General features: G+C 62.3%; 22 protein-coding genes. 20 read left to right on the top strand and 2 right to left on the bottom strand.

What is annotated here, in order from left to right; translation table 11 throughout:
- Positions 1–21: 21 nt before the first annotated feature.
- Positions 22–513, bottom strand: coding sequence for an inorganic diphosphatase (locus ACZ5J0_RS00650; protein ID WP_039239147.1), 492 nt, complete (start codon positions 511–513; stop codon positions 22–24).
- A 147-nt stretch (positions 514–660) separates the two neighbouring features.
- Between ACZ5J0_RS00650 and dacB the strand changes: the two genes are divergently transcribed.
- The 7 genes from dacB to ACZ5J0_RS00685 all read left to right on the top strand — a co-directional run bounded on the left by dacB (position 661) and on the right by ACZ5J0_RS00685 (position 7639).
- A complete protein-coding gene (gene dacB, locus ACZ5J0_RS00655) occupies positions 661–2106 on the top strand; it encodes a D-alanyl-D-alanine carboxypeptidase/D-alanyl-D-alanine endopeptidase (RefSeq protein ID WP_464094758.1) in 1446 nt (481 codons plus the stop codon).
- 60 nt (positions 2107–2166) lie between these two features.
- Positions 2167–3288: a zinc-dependent metalloprotease gene (locus ACZ5J0_RS00660; RefSeq protein WP_142937192.1), complete on the top strand. Its 1122-nt coding sequence runs from the start codon at positions 2167–2169 to the stop codon at positions 3286–3288.
- Positions 3289–3401: 113 nt separating this feature from the next.
- Positions 3402–4472 (top strand): tRNA lysidine(34) synthetase TilS, encoded by a 1071-nt coding sequence (gene tilS, locus ACZ5J0_RS00665; protein ID WP_308196360.1) that lies wholly within the window; start codon positions 3402–3404, stop codon positions 4470–4472.
- A gap of 31 nt (positions 4473–4503) precedes the next feature.
- Positions 4504–5055 (top strand): hypoxanthine phosphoribosyltransferase, encoded by a 552-nt coding sequence (gene hpt, locus ACZ5J0_RS00670; RefSeq protein ID WP_011772910.1) that lies wholly within the window; start codon positions 4504–4506, stop codon positions 5053–5055.
- A gap of 153 nt (positions 5056–5208) precedes the next feature.
- Entirely contained in the window at positions 5209–5673 is a 465-nt protein-coding gene (locus ACZ5J0_RS00675; RefSeq protein ID WP_464093936.1) for a transposase, read from the top strand.
- The gene (locus tag ACZ5J0_RS00680; protein WP_464093937.1) at positions 5673–6674 is read left to right on the top strand and encodes an IS3 family transposase; all 1002 of its coding nucleotides are present in this window, start codon (positions 5673–5675) and stop codon (positions 6672–6674) included. The genes ACZ5J0_RS00675 and ACZ5J0_RS00680 overlap by 1 nt, the downstream gene beginning before the upstream one ends.
- A gap of 137 nt (positions 6675–6811) precedes the next feature.
- Positions 6812–7639 (top strand): hypothetical protein, encoded by an 828-nt coding sequence (locus ACZ5J0_RS00685; protein ID WP_250820434.1) that lies wholly within the window; start codon positions 6812–6814, stop codon positions 7637–7639.
- Positions 7640–7652: 13 nt separating this feature from the next.
- Here the strand turns inward: ACZ5J0_RS00685 and ACZ5J0_RS00690 are convergent, their stop codons facing one another.
- A complete protein-coding gene (locus ACZ5J0_RS00690) occupies positions 7653–8477 on the bottom strand; it encodes a hypothetical protein (RefSeq protein ID WP_464093938.1) in 825 nt (274 codons plus the stop codon).
- A gap of 305 nt (positions 8478–8782) precedes the next feature.
- Between ACZ5J0_RS00690 and ACZ5J0_RS00695 the strand changes: the two genes are divergently transcribed.
- From ACZ5J0_RS00695 to ACZ5J0_RS00755, 13 genes are all read left to right on the top strand, one after another.
- The gene (locus ACZ5J0_RS00695; RefSeq protein ID WP_464093936.1) at positions 8783–9247 is read left to right on the top strand and encodes a transposase; all 465 of its coding nucleotides are present in this window, start codon (positions 8783–8785) and stop codon (positions 9245–9247) included.
- Positions 9247–10248, top strand: a complete 1002-nt coding sequence (locus ACZ5J0_RS00700; protein ID WP_464093937.1) for an IS3 family transposase — start codon at positions 9247–9249, stop codon at positions 10246–10248. The genes ACZ5J0_RS00695 and ACZ5J0_RS00700 overlap by 1 nt, the downstream gene beginning before the upstream one ends.
- A gap of 321 nt (positions 10249–10569) precedes the next feature.
- Positions 10570–12639 (top strand): ATP-dependent zinc metalloprotease FtsH, encoded by a 2070-nt coding sequence (ftsH, locus tag ACZ5J0_RS00705; protein ID WP_062072454.1) that lies wholly within the window; start codon positions 10570–10572, stop codon positions 12637–12639.
- A 9-nt stretch (positions 12640–12648) separates the two neighbouring features.
- Positions 12649–13284 (top strand): GTP cyclohydrolase I FolE, encoded by a 636-nt coding sequence (gene folE, locus ACZ5J0_RS00710; protein WP_026005412.1) that lies wholly within the window; start codon positions 12649–12651, stop codon positions 13282–13284.
- A 6-nt stretch (positions 13285–13290) separates the two neighbouring features.
- Positions 13291–14196, top strand: a complete 906-nt coding sequence (gene folP / locus ACZ5J0_RS00715; RefSeq protein ID WP_464093939.1) for a dihydropteroate synthase — start codon at positions 13291–13293, stop codon at positions 14194–14196.
- A 12-nt stretch (positions 14197–14208) separates the two neighbouring features.
- Positions 14209–14568 carry a dihydroneopterin aldolase gene (folB, locus tag ACZ5J0_RS00720; protein WP_142937187.1) on the top strand — a complete coding sequence of 120 codons (360 nt, stop codon included), beginning with the start codon at positions 14209–14211 and terminating at the stop codon, positions 14566–14568.
- A complete protein-coding gene (gene folK / locus ACZ5J0_RS00725; RefSeq protein ID WP_142937186.1) occupies positions 14565–15110 on the top strand; it encodes a 2-amino-4-hydroxy-6-hydroxymethyldihydropteridine diphosphokinase in 546 nt (181 codons plus the stop codon). Before folB ends, folK begins: the two co-directional genes overlap by 4 nt.
- Positions 15107–15628, top strand: coding sequence for a DUF3180 domain-containing protein (locus ACZ5J0_RS00730; protein WP_142937185.1), 522 nt, complete (start codon positions 15107–15109; stop codon positions 15626–15628). The genes folK and ACZ5J0_RS00730 overlap by 4 nt, the downstream gene beginning before the upstream one ends.
- Positions 15609–16121: a PH domain-containing protein gene (locus tag ACZ5J0_RS00735; protein WP_464093940.1), complete on the top strand. Its 513-nt coding sequence runs from the start codon at positions 15609–15611 to the stop codon at positions 16119–16121. The genes ACZ5J0_RS00730 and ACZ5J0_RS00735 overlap by 20 nt, the downstream gene beginning before the upstream one ends.
- Positions 16118–17686: a PH domain-containing protein gene (locus tag ACZ5J0_RS00740; RefSeq protein ID WP_464093941.1), complete on the top strand. Its 1569-nt coding sequence runs from the start codon at positions 16118–16120 to the stop codon at positions 17684–17686. The genes ACZ5J0_RS00735 and ACZ5J0_RS00740 overlap by 4 nt, the downstream gene beginning before the upstream one ends.
- Positions 17679–18587 carry a Rossmann-like and DUF2520 domain-containing protein gene (locus ACZ5J0_RS00745; protein WP_223941415.1) on the top strand — a complete coding sequence of 303 codons (909 nt, stop codon included), beginning with the start codon at positions 17679–17681 and terminating at the stop codon, positions 18585–18587. Before ACZ5J0_RS00740 ends, ACZ5J0_RS00745 begins: the two co-directional genes overlap by 8 nt.
- A 5-nt stretch (positions 18588–18592) precedes the next feature.
- A complete protein-coding gene (gene panC, locus ACZ5J0_RS00750) occupies positions 18593–19495 on the top strand; it encodes a pantoate--beta-alanine ligase (protein ID WP_166842700.1) in 903 nt (300 codons plus the stop codon).
- Positions 19496–19601: 106 nt separating this feature from the next.
- The gene (locus ACZ5J0_RS00755) at positions 19602–21122 is read left to right on the top strand and encodes a DHA2 family efflux MFS transporter permease subunit (protein WP_464093942.1); all 1521 of its coding nucleotides are present in this window, start codon (positions 19602–19604) and stop codon (positions 21120–21122) included.
- The last annotated feature ends 145 nt before the right edge of the window (positions 21123–21267 follow it).

The following is a 21267-nucleotide window of genomic DNA, read 5'->3' on the forward strand; positions in this document are numbered from 1 at the left end:
TGCGACTCGGTTGGGGAAGAATCAGTGTCCGGCAGCCGGGACGTAGCGCTTGATGGAAGCTTCCAGCTCGGCTTCGGCAGCGGCACGGTCGCCCCAGCCTTCAGCCTTGACCCACTTGCCCGGCTCAAGGTCCTTGTAGCGGGTGAAGAAGTGCTCGATTTCCTTGATCAGGAATTCGCTGACGTCGCTGACTTCCTGGATGTGGTCGAAACGTGCGTCCACGGGAACGCAGAGGACCTTGGCATCTCCGCCGCCGTCGTCGGTCATGTTGAACACGCCGATGGGGCGGGACTCAACAATGACGCCCGGGTGGAGATCGAAGTCCTGCAGGAGCACCAATGCGTCCAACGGGTCGCCGTCTTCGCCCAGGGTGTTCTCGAAGAAACCGTAGTGCGTGGGGTACTGCATGGAGGTGAACAAGACGCGGTCCAGGCGGACACGGCCGGTTTCGTGGTCAACTTCGTACTTGACGCGCGATCCCTTGGGGATCTCGATGGTCACGTCGTGCTTCATGGAATGCTCCTTGACGGGTGTGGGTGGGGCGCGGCAGGCAAAAGCACGGCCGGCGCCGCCGACTACTATTGAGGATATAGCGAGAGGCCCGGGTTTCTTGAACCGGCGGGGACATTTCAGGACTGACAGGACCAAGCAACTTCCATGATGGGCGTGAAAAACGGGGGTGCCCGCAAGCGGGATACGCCGGTGTGGGGGCGCTTTGCATGGCCGCTGCTACTGACCACAGTTTTGTTATGCCTTGGCGCCGTAGTGGTGGTGGGGATGTTTCCGGGCCTGATCACTGTCCCGAAGCCCATGCCTGCAGTTCCCGCCTGGCATAAGGTGCCGGACCGTCTATCCGACGTCAACAGTGTGCTTCCCTTGGATGCGAAGGCTCCTATTCCTGTGCCTGCCCAGGTGGCAAAACTCCTCAACGCCACGCTCACACCGGATGGTGCCGGCAGCATCAGCGGCGTGGTGATGGACGCCTCCACGGGCCAAGTCCTTTTTGATCGCGACGCCAACGCCAACCGCATCCCGGCCTCGAACATGAAGCTGCTGACCGCCGTCGCCGCGCTAACGGCGCTGGGCCCAGAGTCCCGGTTCACCACCCGCGTGCTCGCATCCGACAATCCCTCAACAGTGGTGCTGACCGGGGGAGGGGATGTGCTGCTGGGTTCCGGCGCCTCCGAACCCTCAGCCGTTCTTGGCCGTGCCGACCTGGCATCGTTGGCTGCGGACACGGCCGCCGCTCTGGCTTCGGCCGGTGTGAACGGACCGATTACCGTACAAGTTGACGACTCACTCTTCAGCGGCGCGCCCCTTAATCCCGCCTGGAGCCTGGACGACGTCGCTGCCGGCGAAACCGCGCCCCTGTTTTCCTTGGCGTTGAACTCCGGCCGCTATAACCCTGAGGTTTTGACCGGTCCCCGACCCCAGGATTCCGCCATCACCACCGCCCAGGCGTTCGCCGATCAGTTGGCGGCCGCGGGCGTCCCGGTGAGTCCCGGCGTAGAACGCGGCAAAGGCCTCCCCGCCAAGGTGTTGGCTGCTGCTGAGTCGGCCACCGTCAGCGAGCAAGTGGACCTCATGCTCGAGTCTTCGGACAACTTCCTCGCCGAAGCGTTGGGGCGCATGACCGCTTTGGCGTCCGGCCAGGCAGGGACGTACGACGGCGCCACTGCAGCCGTGCGGCAAAGGCTGGGGGAGCTGGGGATCGCCACGGATTCGATGCAGTTGGCTGACGTTTCCGGCCTGGCCTTGGAGAATCAGGTCACCGCCCACCAGTTTGCCGAGGTTGTCCGTGCCATCACCAGCGGACCTGACCCTGCCCTACGGACAGCGCTCGATGGGTTTCCGGTAGCCGGACTTACCGGAACCCTGGATAACAGGTATGTGGACGCCGGCACGTCCGAGGGCGCCGGGCTGGTACGCGCTAAGACCGGGACGTTGAATACCGTGCTCGCATTGAGCGGTTACGTTGTGGACGCTGATGGCCGGCTGCTGGTGTTTTCGTTCATCGGCAATGGGCTGGATCCCGGAGCCGCGGGCAACAAGGTGGCCTTGGACCGCTCTGCGTCGGTGCTTGCCGCGTGCGGCTGCCAAGGCTGAATCCTCAGCGCGGAGCGAACTTAAGGCTCACTGTCAGAGACGTGTGGTGTGATGGACCGTATGGTGTCATCTGCCCGCGATTCGTCAGCAGGGGCCCCGGCCCTGATCAATTGGGACCTGGCCGCCTCTACGGCTGCCCGGCTTGCCCCTCCAGGTCCGGAGCTTAGCGCCGGGGAAATCGGCAAGGCCGTGGATAATCTGCGCTTCAACGCGGATATCTCCGTCCCGCACGTGCACGACATCACCGGCTTGGATGCCGCGAAGGACCTGCGCGATTCGCACGTCCTGGTGGTGGACAGGGCCTCATGGTCCAAGGCCAACACGCAAAGTTTCTCAGTGATGCTCCAGCCCGCCCTGGAGAAGATGCTGGAGAGCCGCAGCGGGGTGGCAATGACCCCGGCTGCGACTGCTGCCAGCGGCGCCATCACTGGCACTCAACTCGGTGCCGTGCTGGCGTTCCTCTCCAGTAAAGTCCTCGGCCAGTACGACCCTTTTGCTGCGCTGGCCCCGGATTCGAATGTTCCCCCGGGCGGCCGACTCTTGCTGGTGGCGCCCAACATCATCTCCGTGGAGCGCGAACTCAACGTCCACCCGGACGACTTCCGTCTCTGGGTATGCCTGCATGAACAGACCCACCGGGTCCAGTTCGCGGCTGCGCCTTGGCTCCGGCACCACATGCTGGATGAGATCGAGAAGCTCAGCGGCAATCTTCTGGGCAACATGGATACGTTGGTTGAACGCGCCGGCGCTGTGGCCAAGTCACTGCGCGACCGTAACCCTTCCGAGAAGACGCCAGGCCGTGGCGCCATCCTGGATCTCCTCCAGAACCCGGAGGAAAAGGCGTCCCTCTCCCACATCACGGCTGTCATGAGCTTGCTCGAAGGTCACGCCAACGTGGTGATGGATGCCGTGGATTCGAGCATCGTCCCCTCCGTGAGGACCATCCGCCAGCGCTTCAACGAACGGGGCAAGGACCGCGGCGTGGTGGAGAAGTTCATCCGCAACCTCCTCGGCCTGGACGCCAAGATGCGCCAGTACACCGATGGCGCCAAGTTCGTCCGCGAAGTAGTTGCCGTGGCCGGCATGGAGGGCTTCAACCGGGTGTGGGAGTCCGCCGAGTACCTCCCCACCGAAGAAGAGATCCACAACTCCAAGCTGTGGCTTGAGCGGATGGGACTTTGAGCGTTCCTGTTGGTTCTGGTGGTACCGCCAGCGGGTCCGCTGTGGGCGCTGTAGCCAAGGGTCGACGTCGGCCCGGGCGTTTGGCGCCTGTCGTCGGCAAGGCGCGGAAGCAATTGCAGAACGCCCTGTCCTCCGCCGGCTATCCCTCACGTGTGCTTGTAGCCTGCAGTGGAGGCCCGGATTCATTGGCTTTGGCAGCAGTTGCCGCCTACTTTGCCAGGCGGGGCCATGTAGACGGGCATCCAGTGTCCGTGGCGGGCGTAGTGGTGGATCATCAACTGCAGGCCGGCTCCGCGGAGGTGGCTGCCCGTACCGCTACTGTGCTGCGCGAGCTGGGGCTTTCTCCGGTCGAAGTGCGGACCGTGGAAGTCGCCGCCACTGGTTTTGGACCGGAAGCCGCAGCCCGGGACGCCCGGCATGCTGCGTTGGAGTCTGCCGCATCCCGGCTGGACTGTGATGCGATCCTGCTGGGTCACACCTTGGACGATCAGGCCGAACAGGTACTTCTGGGCTTGGCCCGTGGGTCCGGAACACGATCCCTCGCTGGCATGAGGCCCGCACGGGGACGCCTGCTCCGGCCCTTCTTGGGTCTCCGCCGTGAGGAGACGCTGGAAATTTGCCGGGTGGAGGAGCTCTCCCCCTGGCACGACCCCAGTAATTCCGATCCCGCCTTTGCCCGCTCCAGGACGCGTGTTGAAGTGATGCCGGTTCTGGAAGAGAAACTCGGCCCGGGTGTTGCAGAATCGCTGGCCCGGACCGCGGCAATCCTGCAGCAGGACGCGGACTTTCTTGAAGAGCTGGCCAACGAGACCTATCTCTCACTTGTGCAGCGCGTGGACGACGGCGCGTGGTTGCCTGAAGACGCCGTACGTGAGCTGCCCGCAGCGCTCAGGTTCCGTGTGATCGCGAAGGCGGCGGCCGACGTCGGCGGTCAACAACCCGGCTACGGGCGCCTCCAAGCTGCGGAAGCGCTGCTTCGCAGGCAAGGCTCGGCAGGGCCCGTGGAGCTGCCCGGCCACGTCAGTGTGTACCGCCTGTCCCTCAGCGATCTGGAGCAGGAAGGACCTGTTTCCGCGGGTGCTTTGTCCGCGTTCTCGGCGGGCGCTGCGGCTGATGGCGTTCCCCGACTAGCCCCCCGCTGTGGGAAGCTAGTATTCCGGCATCAGAAATCGTCCCAACAGTAGCCGCACCCGAGCATCAAAACAGGAGCCATTGGTGGATTCAAACGACGTCCAGGCAGATCTCAAGCACGTTCTTTACACCAAAGAGCAGATCCAAACGCGTATCGCGGAGCTCGCGGCGCAGATCGACAAAGACTACGAAGGCCGCGACATCCTTATTGTCGGTGTCCTCAAGGGTGCTGTCATGGTCATGGCTGACCTCGCACGTGCGCTGCACAGCCACGTCAGCATGGACTGGATGGCTGTCTCGTCCTACGGCTCGGGCACCCAGTCCTCCGGTGTAGTCCGGATTCTCAAGGACCTTGACACCGACCTGATGGGCAAGGACGTGCTCATTGTTGAGGACATCATTGACTCCGGCCTGACCTTGTCCTGGCTCAAGTCCAACCTTGAATCCCGTGGCACGGCCAGCGTCGAGATCTGCACAGCTTTCCGCAAGCCGACCGCCGCCAAGGTGGAAATCGACGTCAAGTACGTTGGCTACGACATCCCCAACGAATTCGTCGTAGGTTACGGCCTCGACTACGCCGAGAAGTACCGCAACCTGGACTTCGTGGGCACCCTGGCCCCGCACGTTTACGAGTAAGCCCTTCCGCTTAGCCCGTTGGCTCTGTTTGTCCTGTTTGTCCCGCCGCACCCTTTCCCGCCGTCTGCACCCGTAACTCCCCATGTGTCAGGCTCGGCTGTTACATAGTGTTTGCAGTTGTGTGTGATGCGTGGAGCGGGGAATGGATAGGCCATGTTTGAAGTTCCTCAACGCCCATCGCGGAACCACCGCTTCTCGCGAGCCCAGAAATGGCAGTTGCTCGTTGAGTACGACAGGTGCCTTGATAGAGGTGCCAAGGCGGCGTTCTGCAGGGCGGTCGGTGTTCAGCCCAGAACCATGCGGGACTGGGCTGCCGCCCGCGAACAGGGTCGTATGGTGCCTCCTCCGGAGGGAGCCGGTCCCGTGGAAACAGAAGGGAAGCGGTGGATGAATGCCCGAGACCGTGACGAGTTGAACCGGCTGCGCAAAGAGAACGAAAAGCTCAAAGCCAAACTGGAGAAGTCAGAGGCAGCCGTTGACATCCTGGGAAAAGCGTCCGCGCTTCTGGAGGCCTTGGCCAGGAGCGCGGCAGCGACGGATCCCCACTTGGAAGAGAAGAATCCGGGACGACCGGATTGGCTGGAGGACAAACACGACGAGGAATCGTCCTCGGAATAGTGTCCTTGCTGATCGCCGCGAAGTGGTCTGTCCGGGCTGCCTGCAGTGTGGCCGGAGTGTCCCACATGTTCTGGTACCGGTCCCTGAAACCGGAAGCGTGCCGCGGAAACCGGATCCCGCACACGGAAAGGGCATACCCAAACCGGATCGAACCCGAAGTCTGCGAGCAACTCTTAGACAGGCTGAACTCCAAGGACTACGAAGACCTCTCCATCACCCAAGCCTGGTATCGACTGCTGGATAACGGTGAATACTATGCCTCAATGTCGTCCACACACAGGATCGTGAAGCGGGCCGGCCAGAATGGTGACAGACGCCCGCAGCACCCCGCTGGCACCGGAACCAAGAGGTCCAAGCCGGTCCTGGAAGCAACCGGGCCTAACCAACTCTGGTGCTGGGACATCACCGACCTCCACGGCCCCGGGAAACAACGTCTGAAGCTTTACACGGTCATGGATGTCTTCTCCCGCCGAGTCGTTGGCCATCGGGTCGAACAACAGGAGTCCTCGGTCCAGGCCGCGGAACTCATGGAGCACTGCGTGGTCGATAACTGGCGTGCACCGGAGATCATGCATTCTGATAACGGCGCCGCCATGCGGGCACGGCCAACCTATGACGTTCTGCGAATGCTCGGGATCAGTCCTTCGCACTCACGGCCCCGGACTTCAAATGACAACCCATTCATCGAATCGCTATTCAAGACCGTCAAGTACTCCCTGGCCTTCCCTGCACGGTTCGATTCACTCGACCATGCCCGAAACTACGTAAGCGAGTTTTTCGACGACTACAACGAAAACCACCGCCATTCCGGACTGAATGGATACACCCCGGACTCCGTGCACCGAGGGTACTGGACCACAGTCCAAACACTCCGACAAGAAATACTCGATACCCACCACAACCAGAACCCCAAACGCTACGCCCGCAGGCCGCGCGTCAAACCCACCCCCAGCAACGTCTGGATCAACAAACCCAACCAACAGCTGTCACACACAGCTTGATAAATACCGAACTTCTGGTGCGTTTGGCGGGTGTGGGTGCGGCGTTGGCGCTTAAGGGGTGCGCCCGGCGGGCGCGGGTGCGGTCATAGGGGACCCGAAGCCTGACGCCGCAACGGCTCCTCGCGCTAAACTGGACCATGACCGGTGCTCCCGCCCGTCTCTTGACGTGGCTCGCCGTCATGGCGACTCTTCTCACGGCCTGCACTCCTGCGGTCGATCTCACTGAGACCGATGCCGGACAGCCCATCGCGTCCTCTTCCGCCATGCCGACTACGGGTGACCTCCAGGCGGTCCCGTCAGCGGGCGCCACACAGACCCCTGTGGCACCGCAACCCGCACCGCCGCCACCGCCGCCCGCTGTTCCTCAGGCTTTCGCTTTGAACCTCTACCAAGAGGGGGACTTTGTCCCGCAGTACACCTTTGACTGGTGTGTTGCGGCGAGCATCCAAATGGCACACAACCTCGTCGATGACACCGGCGGCGGAACGTGGGCAACCTCCGCACAGCAAAGCGAGCTGTGGGAGATGGCCCGTGCACGGTCATCGAATTCATTCAACGGGGCCAACCCGCGGGGCTGGGCTCAGGTCTTGACCGAGGTTGGAATGGGCCCATATGCGGTGGTCAGCATTGCCACCTACGAGGACACGCTGCAGACGGCGGCGCGTGCAATAGCCGAAACCGGGCGGCCTGTAGGGCTCGTCATGTGGAGCGGTCGGCATGCCTGGGTAATGAGTGGCTTTGAGTCCATGGGTGATCCCACGCAATTCGCGGAGTTCCAAGTGACGGGGATTCGTGTCTTGGATCCGCTCTATCCCCATGGCAGTGGGCAGTGGGGCCCTTCTCCGGAGCCCAATAGTCTGCTTACTCCGGAGCAGCTTGCCACACAGTTCGTGGTCCGTGAGCCCCGGCGCTGGAGCTCAGACCTGCCCACTGGATACTTGCTGGTGCTCCCGGTCGCGGCCTGATTCAACCGGACTCTCAGGCCGCCCGCAGGGAGCGCAGGCCGCCGTCGTTCAGAATGCGTGCGAATGCTCGCGGGTTCATCATCTCGGACCAGTCCCAGCGAACCACAGTGAGGCCTAATGCCCGCAGCCCATTTTCGCGGGCCTTCTCTGCCATGATTGCCTGCTGGATGGTCTGGTTTCCCCGTAACTTGTGTCTCAAATATTTTCCGTGCCCATCGAATTCCCCCACAAGACCGAGTTCGGGCCACCAGAAATCGGTTCTGGCGGTTCGCCCGTTCCCCAGCGTAAAAGAGCCCTGAAGGCTAGGCATGGGGAAGTTGAGCAAGATCATTTGGGCTCGACTCATGGATTCCCCCACCGATTCGGGCTTTTCCGAGGAGAGATCCAGAATCGATTGGGCACGTCGCTGCCTTGAGACGCTGGTGAGAGCGGAGACAGCTTCAACCAGTTCGTCCACTGGCGCCGGCGGACCCCATGCCTTGTCCTTGTTCCAATCGTCGGCCGTAAAGGCGTCGCCCCACCTTTGGTTTCGGCGGCTGGAGTCCACGAGGGCCAAGGCTTCGGCAAAGTTCAGGGCAGCTGCCAGCTCCACTGTGGTGCGGACCTTGTCTGTGACTTTGAAGCCGCCCAGTTGGGTTACCCCAGTGTCGAGAGGTCCCAGGCTTCTCCTAATTCCGTGCTTTGACCTGCCACCCCGGGGGTCGCCTGTGACGGTGCATAAGCTCCGCGGCACTCCCACTACGCCGAGGCCCCAGAGGAGGGCCTGCTTCGCGAGCTGGCGCGCGTCCTGTCCAATGCGTGTCGCATCTGAAGCAAGTATGAGTTCCGGAATGACCATAGGTTCCACGCTTCCTGTTCTTCTGCGAAGGCGAAAGCACCCGTCCGAGGTATGTGGAAAGCCGAGCTATGTGGAAAACGGCATCGAGACCACTCGGACGAGACCCAAAATGGCGCACACCAACGGGGCCCAGTTGTTCGCAAGCTCCTCCCAAGCCGGCACCCTCTTCCGCCGGGCGCGCCTGTTCTTCAACAAGTGCGCACCCTTTTCCGCCGTTCGCTCCAGAGGTTCCCCATGTGTCAGGCTCGGCTGTTACATAGTGTTTGCAGTTGTGTGTGATGCGTGGAGCGGGGAATGGATAGGCCATGTTTGAAGTTCCTCAACGCCCATCGCGGAACCACCGCTTCTCGCGAGCCCAGAAATGGCAGTTGCTCGTTGAGTACGACAGGTGCCTTGATAGAGGTGCCAAGGCGGCGTTCTGCAGGGCGGTCGGTGTTCAGCCCAGAACCATGCGGGACTGGGCTGCCGCCCGCGAACAGGGTCGTATGGTGCCTCCTCCGGAGGGAGCCGGTCCCGTGGAAACAGAAGGGAAGCGGTGGATGAATGCCCGAGACCGTGACGAGTTGAACCGGCTGCGCAAAGAGAACGAAAAGCTCAAAGCCAAACTGGAGAAGTCAGAGGCAGCCGTTGACATCCTGGGAAAAGCGTCCGCGCTTCTGGAGGCCTTGGCCAGGAGCGCGGCAGCGACGGATCCCCACTTGGAAGAGAAGAATCCGGGACGACCGGATTGGCTGGAGGACAAACACGACGAGGAATCGTCCTCGGAATAGTGTCCTTGCTGATCGCCGCGAAGTGGTCTGTCCGGGCTGCCTGCAGTGTGGCCGGAGTGTCCCACATGTTCTGGTACCGGTCCCTGAAACCGGAAGCGTGCCGCGGAAACCGGATCCCGCACACGGAAAGGGCATACCCAAACCGGATCGAACCCGAAGTCTGCGAGCAACTCTTAGACAGGCTGAACTCCAAGGACTACGAAGACCTCTCCATCACCCAAGCCTGGTATCGACTGCTGGATAACGGTGAATACTATGCCTCAATGTCGTCCACACACAGGATCGTGAAGCGGGCCGGCCAGAATGGTGACAGACGCCCGCAGCACCCCGCTGGCACCGGAACCAAGAGGTCCAAGCCGGTCCTGGAAGCAACCGGGCCTAACCAACTCTGGTGCTGGGACATCACCGACCTCCACGGCCCCGGGAAACAACGTCTGAAGCTTTACACGGTCATGGATGTCTTCTCCCGCCGAGTCGTTGGCCATCGGGTCGAACAACAGGAGTCCTCGGTCCAGGCCGCGGAACTCATGGAGCACTGCGTGGTCGATAACTGGCGTGCACCGGAGATCATGCATTCTGATAACGGCGCCGCCATGCGGGCACGGCCAACCTATGACGTTCTGCGAATGCTCGGGATCAGTCCTTCGCACTCACGGCCCCGGACTTCAAATGACAACCCATTCATCGAATCGCTATTCAAGACCGTCAAGTACTCCCTGGCCTTCCCTGCACGGTTCGATTCACTCGACCATGCCCGAAACTACGTAAGCGAGTTTTTCGACGACTACAACGAAAACCACCGCCATTCCGGACTGAATGGATACACCCCGGACTCCGTGCACCGAGGGTACTGGACCACAGTCCAAACACTCCGACAAGAAATACTCGATACCCACCACAACCAGAACCCCAAACGCTACGCCCGCAGGCCGCGCGTCAAACCCACCCCCAGCAACGTCTGGATCAACAAACCCAACCAACAGCTGTCACACACAGCTTGATAAATACCGGGTTACGGGTGCGGATGGCGTGAACGGGTGCGCGGGCGGCGTGGTGGTGGGAGCCGGATGCGGAAGGGGTGCGGATGGCGTGAGCGAGTACGCAGCAAGGCGACGCCGCACCCGCACCCAGCGAGAGTGCATAACCCCTGTTCCAGCGCACCCAACGCGAGTATCCTGTGTACGCCCAGAGGGAACTTTTGGACTTTCCGATGCGTGAGTTACTGGGAACGGTGTATAGCTAGAAACTGAAGCAGCACCACTCGCGCGCAGAAGTTGCGCCTCGCAGCACTACCAGGAGGGACGGGGCAAAACCCCGATCAGATGAAAGCTAAGAGTTTCTTCAAGGGCCCGGGCATCTGGATTGTTGTCGTCGTTGGCTTGCTCCTGGTGGCATTCGCAACGCTGGCTCCGGGCGGTTCCACGCGCATTGACACCAAGGAAGGCCTCGAACTCCTTTCCCAAAGCGGGAAGGTTGAGCAGGCCAAGATTTTCGACGCCGAGAACCGCGTTGACCTGGTGCTCAAGGACAACCTGAACCTGGACGGCCAAGACAAGGGCAAGAACGTTCAGTTCTTCTACGTCACAGATCGCGGTCCGGATGTGGTTAAGGCTGTCACCAACGCCAACCCGGACAAGGGCTTCACGGACCAGCCTGTGGAGAACAATTGGTTCTCCGGCCTGTTCTCCCTGCTCATCCCTGTGCTGCTGCTGGGCGTCCTGTTCTGGTTCCTGCTTTCCCGCATGCAGGGCGGCGGCTCCAAGGTGATGCAGTTCGGCAAGTCCAAGGCCAAGTTGGTCAATAAGGACATGCCGCAGGTGACCTTCTCTGACGTCGCGGGTGCGGACGAAGCCGTGGAAGAGCTCCAGGAAATCAAGGAGTTCCTCCAGGAACCGGCCAAGTTCCAGGCCGTGGGTGCAAAGATCCCCAAGGGTGTGCTGCTCTACGGCCCTCCGGGTACTGGTAAGACGCTGCTGGCCCGCGCTGTAGCTGGCGAGGCCGGCGTTCCCTTCTTCTCCATCTCCGGCTCGGACTTCGTTGAAATGTTCGTCGGCGTTGGTGCTTCGCGTGTTCGCGACCTTTTCGAACAGGCAAAAGCGAGCTCCCCGGCCATCATCTTCGTTGACGAAATCGACGCCGTTGGACGTCACCGCGGTGCCGGCATTGGCGGCGGCAACGATGAGCGCGAGCAGACCTTGAACCAGCTCCTCGTTGAGATGGACGGCTTCGACGTCAAGACCAACGTCATCCTTATCGCTGCCACCAACCGCCCCGACGTCCTGGACCCTGCGCTCCTGCGCCCGGGCCGTTTCGATCGGCAGATCACCGTGGAAGCCCCGGACATGATCGGCCGCGAACAGATCCTTAACGTCCACGCCAAGGGCAAGCCCATGGCACAGGGCATCGACCTCAAGGCCGTGGCCAAGAAGACCCCGGGCTACACCGGCGCCGATCTTGCCAACGTGCTGAACGAGGCTGCCCTGCTGACGGCGCGTTCAAACGCCAACCTGATTGACGACCGCGCGCTGGACGAGGCAATCGACCGCGTCATGGCGGGCCCGCAGAAGCGCAGCCGGGTCATGAAGGAACTAGAGCGCAAGATCACTGCGTACCACGAAGGCGGCCACGCTCTTGTTGCTGCCGCACTGCGTAATTCCGCTCCGGTCACCAAGATCACCATCCTTCCCCGTGGCCGTGCTCTCGGGTACACCATGGTGATACCTGAGGATGACAAGTACTCGGTCACCCGCAACGAGTTGCTGGACCAGATGGCCTACGCCATGGGCGGCCGTGTCGCTGAGGAAATCGTGTTCCACGACCCCTCAACAGGTGCATCCAACGACATCGAAAAGGCCACCGCCACGGCCCGGAAGATGGTCACCCAGTACGGTATGAGCGAACGCGTGGGTGCCGTGAAGCTGGGCCAGGGCGGCGGTGAGCCGTTCCTGGGCCGCGACGCGGCACAAGAGCGTAACTTCTCCGACCAGATCGCCTATGTTGTGGACGAGGAAGTGCGTCGCTTGATCGACCAGGCACACGACGAGGCTTACGCCATCCTCACGGAGAACCGCGACGTCCTGGACCGGTTGGCCTTGGAGTTGCTGGAGCGCGAAACCCTGAACCAGCAGGAAATCGCTGACATCTTCCACGACATCCGGAAGCGCGATTTCCGCGAGATCTGGCTGTCCAAGGAGTCCCGTCCGGTGCAGTCGATTCCTCCGGTGGAGAGCCGCGCCGAGAAGGCTGAACGCGAAGCCCAGGAAGAGGCCAAGCAGGCCCGATTGGATGAGCCTTTGGACGTCGTGGCACCGCATGCCCAGGGAGTCAGCAGCCAGGAGTCGTTCCAGGCCCCGCAGCCCGACGGCGGCAACGACCACCCGCATCACGGCTAAGCTTCTGCTGTGACTCATTTCGACGACGACGACGACCTCGCCGCCGCCCACGGTTCCGCCGCGGGCTCCAAGCACGGACACAAAGTGGACCGTCCGCGCATTGAAGCGGCTGTCCGTGAGATCCTGCTGGCTATTGGTGAAGACCCTGACCGCGGAGGACTCTTGGACACGCCTAAGCGCGTAGCCAAGGCTTACGCCGAGGTCTTCGCAGGCCTGCACCAGCACCCTGCGGATGTCCTTTCCACCACGTTTGACCTGGACCATGAAGAGCTTGTCCTGGTGAAGGACATTCCCTTCTACTCCACGTGCGAGCATCACTTGGTGCCGTTCCACGGAGTGGCGCATGTTGGTTATATTCCGTCGCATGACGGCAAAGTGACCGGCCTGAGCAAGTTGGCACGACTGGTGGATATTTATGCGCGGCGGCCTCAGGTGCAGGAACGCCTCACTACGCAGATCGTCGAGGCGCTGGTGAAGCACCTCAACCCGCGCGGCGCGATTGTCGTCGTCGAATGTGAACACATGTGCATGTCCATGCGCGGCATTCGCAAGCCCGGCGCAAAGACCGTCACCAGTGCGGTGCGCGGTCAACTCCATGACCCGGCCACCCGCGCCGAGGCCATGAGCCTCATACTCGGAAGGTAAAGCACTATGGACTCCCTCGCTGCAGCACCCGGAACCGGCCCGGCCACAAGCCCGTTGCCGATTCTCCGTAAACCGCGCCCCGCGGCCAGGTTCGAGGACCTGCCAACGGACCGCACGCTCGTTATGGGAATCCTCAACGTCACCCCGGATTCCTTCAGCGACGGCGGTACTCACCGGACGCCGGACACTGCCATCGCGCTCGGCCTGCGCATGTTTTATGCAGGTGCGGACATCATCGACGTCGGTGGCGAATCCACCCGCTCGGGTGCTGAACCGGTTTCCCCTGAAGAAGAACAGCGCCGCGTCATTCCCGTGATCCAGGCGCTGGTCAAGGCCGGTGCGCTGGTCAGCATTGACACCATGCACACGTCCACCGCGGCTGCTGCCATTGAGGCGGGTGCGGCCATCATCAATGATGTCTCCGGCTTGACCATTGAACCGGACATGCCCGAGCTCGTGGCCCGGACCAAGGTTCCGTACATCCTGACGCACCGCCGGGGCGACGCCCTGACCATGGACAGCCTCACGGACTACAAGAACGTGACGGAGGACGTGGTGGCTGAGCTCAGCGGCGTCCGCGACAAGCTGTACGCCGCGGGTGTTGCGCCGGAGCAGATCATCATCGATCCCGGCGTCGGTTTCTCCAAGAATGAAGAGCAGAACTGGGAAATCCTCCGGAACCTGGATCAGCTTTTCTCGCTGGGCCACAAGGTGATGGTTGCTGCTTCCCGTAAGCGCTTCCTCGGTTCGCTTCTCACAGTGGCTGGAAAGTCGGCTGCACCCTTGGAACGCGATGCGGCTACCGCTGCCATCACCGCTTTGAGCGCCACGAAGGGTGCTTGGGCTGTCCGGGTTCACGACGTCGGCCCGAGCCTTGACGCCGTCAAGGTCGCCGCCCGCATTTCCCGCTGATTGGATACCGCTGTGGACAGGATCACGCTGACCGGCGTCACCGCCGTCGGTTATCACGGGGTGTTCGATTTCGAACGCCGTGACGGCCAGCCTTTTGTGGTGGACGCCGTGCTGTACACGGACTTCACCAAGGCAGCTGAGACGGATGATCTGCAGTACACAGCCCACTACGGCGAAGTGGCTGAGCTGATTACCAAGCACATTGAGGGAGAGCCTTTGAACCTCATAGAGGGCCTGGCTGTGAGGATTGCCGAGGGCATCCTCGAGAACTACAGTGTTGCCGCCGTTGATGTCACGGTTCACAAGCCCAAGGCGCCCATCGAGGTACCGTTCGGCGACGTTACTGTTAGCGTCCACCGGGAGCGATCATGACGTCCGGCTATACCAAGGCCATCCTGGCCCTTGGCAGCAATCTGGGGGAGCGTAACGACACCTTGTCCACTGCCGTCGCGGATCTGGTGGATCCGCCGGAGGTGCGCCTGTTGGGTGTCTCGCCGGTGGTGCAGACCAAGGCCGTCGGTGGTCCGGAGGGCCAGCCTGATTTCCTGAACATGGTCATGGCGGTGGAGACCACGCTGACACCCCTGGAACTCTTGAAGCACTGCCATGCAGTGGAACAGAAGCATCACCGTACCCGCGAGGTGCGATGGGGTCCCAGGACCCTGGATGTGGACGTGATCGTATTCGGTGACGTCGCCAGCGAGGACCCCGTTCTGACGATTCCGCATCCGCGGGCAGCGGAGCGCGCTTTCGTGCTGTACCCGTGGTCCCTGCTGGATCCGCACGCCACACTGAATGGCAGGAGCGTGGCTGAACTGGCCGCCGTCGCCGCCGACATGCCGGACATTCGGCGCTTCGACGGTTTTGGTGACGTAGCCGGTGTGCCGGCCGCCGGAGCAGTGGAGCAGCCATGAAAGCAATGCGCCCCGTGGTTCTGATGCTCATCGCTGTGATCGCTGCCGTGATTGGTTGGTTGGCTACGGTGGCTACCAACCGTTTCAGCATGCCTACCCCTGTGCTGCCCGTTTCCGCGCTCATCACCATGGCGGTCATCGCCGGGCTGACGCTGGTCATGGGTATCAGAGTATTGCGTTGGCGCAACGGCAAGAAGAAAAACCTGCTTGATCCGATCCTCGCGGCCAGGACGCTGATTCTGGCTCAAGCCTGCGCCTACGCGGGGACTCTGCTCCTGGGTTGGCATGCGGGAATCGCCACGGACCTTCTCCGTATTGGTGGCTTGCGTGGCGGCGAGGGAATTCTGTGGAATGCCCTTTTGATGGGCGGCGGCGGCGTAGTGATGGTTGTGGTTGGTCTGGTGGTGGAGCGGTTCTGCCGCATCCCGCCGGAGGACCTGGAAGGTGGGACCGCCGGACCGGAAACCCGTCGAGGCGAAACTAAAGGTGAAGGCGAGTATGCATACCGAGGCGATTGATCCTCCCGGCGTCCAGTGGCTGCGGGTATCCCCAAAGTACGTCACCGTTCGCTTAGTGGAGTGGGCTATCGGCAACGTTGTGATGCTGGCAATCCTCAGCCTGCCTCTCGTTTTCGTGTTGCTCGGCTGGTGGCGGTGGCCGCCTCTGTGGCTGGCGATCACGGTTCCCGCAGTGGTGCTGGTGTTGGCCTTGTGGAGGCTGGTGCTGATTCCGCGCCAAGTTCGCGCAATCGGGTACGCCGAGCGCGACGATGACCTCCTTATCCGCCGCGGTATTTTCTTCCAGCGAACCATGGTGGTCCCTTACGGCCGGATGCAATATGTGGACGTTGCGGTTGGGCCCGTTGAACGCAGCCTGGGGTTGTGCACGCTCAAACTTCACACGGCCTCTGCGGGAACCAATGCGCAGTTGCCTGGGCTTCCGGCAGTAGAAGGGGCACGCTTGCGCGAGCAGCTTTCGGCCCGCGGAGAAGCCAGGTTGGCCGGGCTGTGAGCCTGGAAAACAACGCCACTGAGAGCCTGCCGGGCAAGCCGGAAACAACGGTCGACGGCGACTGGAACCGCGTCCACCCTGCGTCACCGTTCGTTCGCGGCTGGGTGGCGCTTGCCGCCGTCGGGTTCTTCTTTGGTCGTGACGCTTTCGAGCGAATGCTGCAGGGCCGGGATTTCGTGGATCCGAACCTCAGCGGCCGGGCGCCGTGGCTGCTGGCCGGGGGCGCCGTCGTGTTGCTGTTGACGGTTGGCGGGTTCATTCTCAGCTGGTACTTCACGCGCTACCAAGTGGCGGAGGGGTATGTCCGTGTCAACACCGGCTTCCTGTTTAAGCAGCAACGGCAGGCCCGTTTGGATCGCGTTCAGGCGATCGACATTGTGCAGCCGCTTTTGGCGCGGATCTTCGGGCTCGCTGAACTGAAGTTTGAAGTGGCCGACGCCGGCGAGTCGGCCGTGCGGCTCGCTTACCTCCCGCTGGACCAAGCTAAGCAGCTGCGTGCCACCATTCTTGCGCGGGCGGCGGGTGTAGTCAGCGGACCGGAAACCTCAGCGGAAGTCCCGGAAGCTCCGGAGCATGTTGTGTTGTCGGTGCCGCCGTCCCGGCTTATTGGTTCCCTGCTGCTCAGCGAGCAGACTGTCGGCATTTTGCTTGGGGCCGCAGTTGTTGTCACAACGTCTGTGTTGTTTGACAACAACGCTATTTTCCTGGCGCTCATCCCCGGCATCCTGGGTATCGCTGCTTCTTACTGGAGCTCCTTCAACAAGGGCTACAACTTCACCGCCGCGATTTCCCCGGACGGCATCCGCCTCCGGTACGGGCTTCTTGATACGCAGGCGCAGACTCTTCCGCCTAGGCGGATCCAGGCGCTCATGGTGGCGCAGCCGCCCCTGTGGAGAATCTTTGGCTGGTACCGGATTCACGTCAACGTGGCGGGTTACGGCCTGGCGGCCAGTACTGATGGCGCCCGAACAATGTTGCTTCCCGTCGGACTGAAGCCGGAGGTGTTGCGGATGATGTCTTTGGTGTTGCCTGATCCTGGAGTTGAGGATCCGGAACGGGTTTTCACCGCGGGCCTTGATGGGCTTGGGCCGGTTCAACCCAACACCGCCACGAGTGACGGCTTCACCACCACTCCCCGCCGCGCAAGGTTGTTGGCCCCGCTTGGCTGGCGGCGCAACGGTTTCCTTGCCACCAAGACTGCGTTGCTGATCCGTTCCGGCCGCTGGTGGCACACGCTTGTGGTGGTTCCGCATCAACGGACACAATCCATGGCACTGCACCAGGGCCCGTGGGCGAGGCGATTCGGCGTGGCCGATCTTGTCCTCCACACCACGGCAGGGCCGGTTTCCCCGCGGGTGCTCCAAGCCGACGTGGAGCAGGCAGTGGAGCTTTTCGATCAGCAGGCTGCCCGGGCCCGGGAGGCACGGAAGCGGCAAACCAGCGAACAATGGCTGGCGCAGGTGGCACCGCAAGCCCCGGAGCTCGCGGCCACACTTACGGACCAACCCGCCCAGCCCGCACCACCCCAGACTTCACCGCAACAGGAGGACCGCCACGATGGCTAGGCCAGGACGACTCGGCGTTGGGATCATCGGCGCCGGCAAGGTGGGTGCCGTGTTGGGTGCCGCTTTGCGCGCGGCCGAGCACGCCGTCGTCGGGGTTTCTGCCGTATCCGAGGCGAGCCGCGAGCGTGCGGAGAACCTGCTTCCCGGCGTTCCGGTCCTGGAGATCCAGGACATCGTGGAACGCTCGGAGCTCGTTCTGCTGGCCGTCCCTGACGACGCCTTGGGTGAATTGGTCGCAGGACTGGCCAAGCTCGGAGCGTGGCAGCCCGGGCAACTGGTGGCGCATACGTCGGGCCGGTTCGGCGTCGGAATCCTCAACCCGGTCCGGGCAGCGGGTGCGATTCCGCTGGCGCTTCACCCGGCCATGACCTTCACCGGCATGAGCCTGGACCTAACCCGTCTCATGGATTGCACGTTTGGTGTCACGGCGGATGCTGCCATGCTGCCGATCGCCCAGGCACTGGTAGTGGAGATGGGCGCGGAACCCGTGGCCATTGCTGAGGCCGATCGCACGCTCTATCACGCGTCACTCGCGCATAGCTCGAACCATATGGTCACGCTGGTGGCGCAGGCATCGCAAATGCTGCGGGAGATCGGCGTCGAAACCCCGGAGGCCATGCTTGGTCCGCTGCTGCGTGCGACTCTCGAGAACGCCCTCGCGTCCGGCGAATCTGCGCTGACCGGTCCTGTTGCGCGAGGGGATGTGGGTACCGTTTCCGCGCACGCCCAGGCATTGAAAGAGTACGACGGCGGTGCAGGCGGCGACGTCCTTGAGGCCTACCGGGCCATGGCCCGGGCGACTGCGCGCAGGGCGGGAAACCGCGGGCTGCTGCGTCCCGAACAACTGATTGAGATTGACGAGGCCTTGGGCGCCGAACCCAAGGCACCGGAAGGAAACTGAACAGCATGGCCATCAAACTCGTGACCACGGCGGCGGAATTACGGGCCGAGAGTGCCCGGCTCCTGACTCTCAAAGGTGGAAATTCGCAAGGACTGGTACCCACCATGGGTGCTTTGCATTCGGGCCATGCCGCGCTGGCCCGGACCGCTGCAGCGGAGAACGACGTGGTGGTGGCCACCATCTTCGTGAACCCTTTGCAGTTCGGCGATGCCGTGGACCTTGACCGCTACCCGCGCACCCTCGACGCTGACATGGCCTTGCTTGATGCCGAAGGCGTGGACTTGGTGTTCGCGCCGTCCGTGGACGAGGTGTATCCCGGCGGCCAGCCCTTAGTACGGGTGACATCCGGTCCGCTGGGTGAAAAGTGGGAAGGGGCCTCCCGCCCGGGACATTTCGACGGCGCCCTTACTGTTGTGGCCAAGCTGTTGCACTACGGACTCCCCGGAGGTGCTGCGGCTGACGGCACGACGGCGGCCTACCGTGCCTATTTTGGCCAGAAGGACGCACAACAGTTGGCTTTGGTGAAGCGCATGGTCTCGGACCTGAACTTCCCGGTAGAGATTGTGCCCGTGCCCATCGTTCGCAGTGAGGACGGTTTGGCGCTCTCCAGCCGCAACAGGTTCCTGTCCGACGAAGAACGCGAAGCAGCGCTGGTGTTGTCGCGGGCTTTGCGCCTCATTGAGTCCCGCGCGAACGCGCACGAACCGCTTGACCTCGATTCCGCCGTCGCGCTTGTTGAATCGCAGCCGCTGGTGGAACTGGACTATTTCGACGTCGTGGATCCCACTACACTGGAGCCGCTCGCAGAGAACTGCAAGGAGACTCCCTTCCGCGGTGAGGGATTGGCGATCATTGCCGCCAAAGTGGGGCCGGTGCGGCTCATCGACAACGCCCCTTTGTTCTCCTAGCGTTAGGAATTTTTCTACTGACGGGAATTGGATGGGAGTTTAGACTGTTCTAGTCTTCACCGGCATAGATCGCCGGACACCAAATCCAAACCCTTGGGGAATCCTCATGTCTACCGACGTCACGTCCGACGCCAACGGCAAGCCTAGTTCGGGCGCTTCCGGCTCCGTCACCTCCACCGAGGCGGCGCCCCCGGTAGTGCCGACGGCCCAGGCTCCCGGGTCCCAGGCCCCAGTGTCCGGGAAGATGTCACGCGAATCCGTAACGGTCATTGTCACGCTGTTGGTGGCAACCTTCGTGGTGATCCTCAACGAGACCATCATGAACGTCGCCCTGCAGCGCCTCATGACGGACCTCCAGGTGAGCGCGTCCACTGTGCAGTGGCTGGCTACGGGCTTCATGCTGACCATGGCAGTCGTCATCCCCACCACGGGTTTCATCCTGCAACGGATGAGTACGCGCGGGGCTTTCATGCTGGCCATGGGACTGTTCAGCGGTGGAACGTTGCTGGCCGCACTGGCACCGGGATTCCTGGTGTTGCTGCTGGCTCGCATAGTACAAGCAGGTGGTACTGCCGTCATGCTGCCGCTGCTGATGACCACCATCCTCACGCTGGTGCCGATGTCCAAACGCGGTGCCGTGATGGGCAACGTCAGCATTGCCATCTCGGTGGCACCCGCCATGGGACCAACCGTTTCAGGCATCATCCTGGACCACTTCTCCTGGCGCTTCATGTTCGTGTTCGTGCTGCCGGTTGCCCTGGCTGCGTTTGCGATCGGCGCCAAGTACCTCACCAATGTGGGCGAACGGGAGAAGACCACACTGGACGTGCCTTCTGTCATCCTTACCGTCCCCGCCTTTGGTGGGCTGGTTTACGGTTTGAGCCAGATCGGTGGAGCCGAGGCTGGCGTTGTTCCCGTCATCGCGCTGGTAGTAGGCGTCCTCTGCCTTGCACTGTTTGTCTTCCGGCAGCTCAAGCTCCAGAAGTCCGACGCCCCGCTCCTGGACCTTCGCGCTTTCAAGTTCCGGATGTTCACGGTGTCCACGCTGCTGATGGTCGTCGCCATGATGGCCCTGTTCGGCGGCGTCATCCTGTTGCCGCTGTACCTCCAGAACACGCTTCACCTTCAGCCTTTGGAGACCGGACTGGCTCTGCTGCCGGGTGGTTTGGCCATGGGCTTGTTGGGTCCGGTCATCGGGCGGATCTTCGACAAAGTTGGTCCCCTGCCGCTGACCGTCACAGGCTCGGTGCTGATGGTCCTGACTCTCTGGCAGTTCTCGCGTCTGGATGAGGCAAGTTCCCTTGGCTGGGTTATTGCCCTGCACGTCACACTGAGCCTTGGCCTCGCCCTGCTCTTTACGCCGGCCTTCACCACAGGCCTGAACCCACTGCCGCCGCACCTTTACTCCCATGGTTCAGCGATTATCAGCACGGCCCAGCAGGTTGCGGGTGCTGCCGGCACTGCGCTGCTCGTGTCCATCTATGCTGTGGTTTCTGCATCATCCGGTTTGGTGGCAGGCATGCAGGCGGCATTCCTGGCCGCGACCGTTATCGCGGTGGCGGCTGTGGTCCTTGGCGCCATGATGCGCAAGACTGAAGGCGGCGCAGGAGGCCACGGCGGCCACTAAGCCTCCGTTTGGCCCCTCAGACGCTCTCTCACTTTGGTGGGGGAGCGTTGTTGTTTAAGGGTTGGGTGTCGGGCGGCTGGTTGTGGGGTTCGATGGCGGTGGTGCGTGGCGGTGGGTGTGGTTGGAGCGGTGAGTGTGGTTGGAG

The organism is Arthrobacter sp. DualSoilB13 (assembly GCF_055389195.1).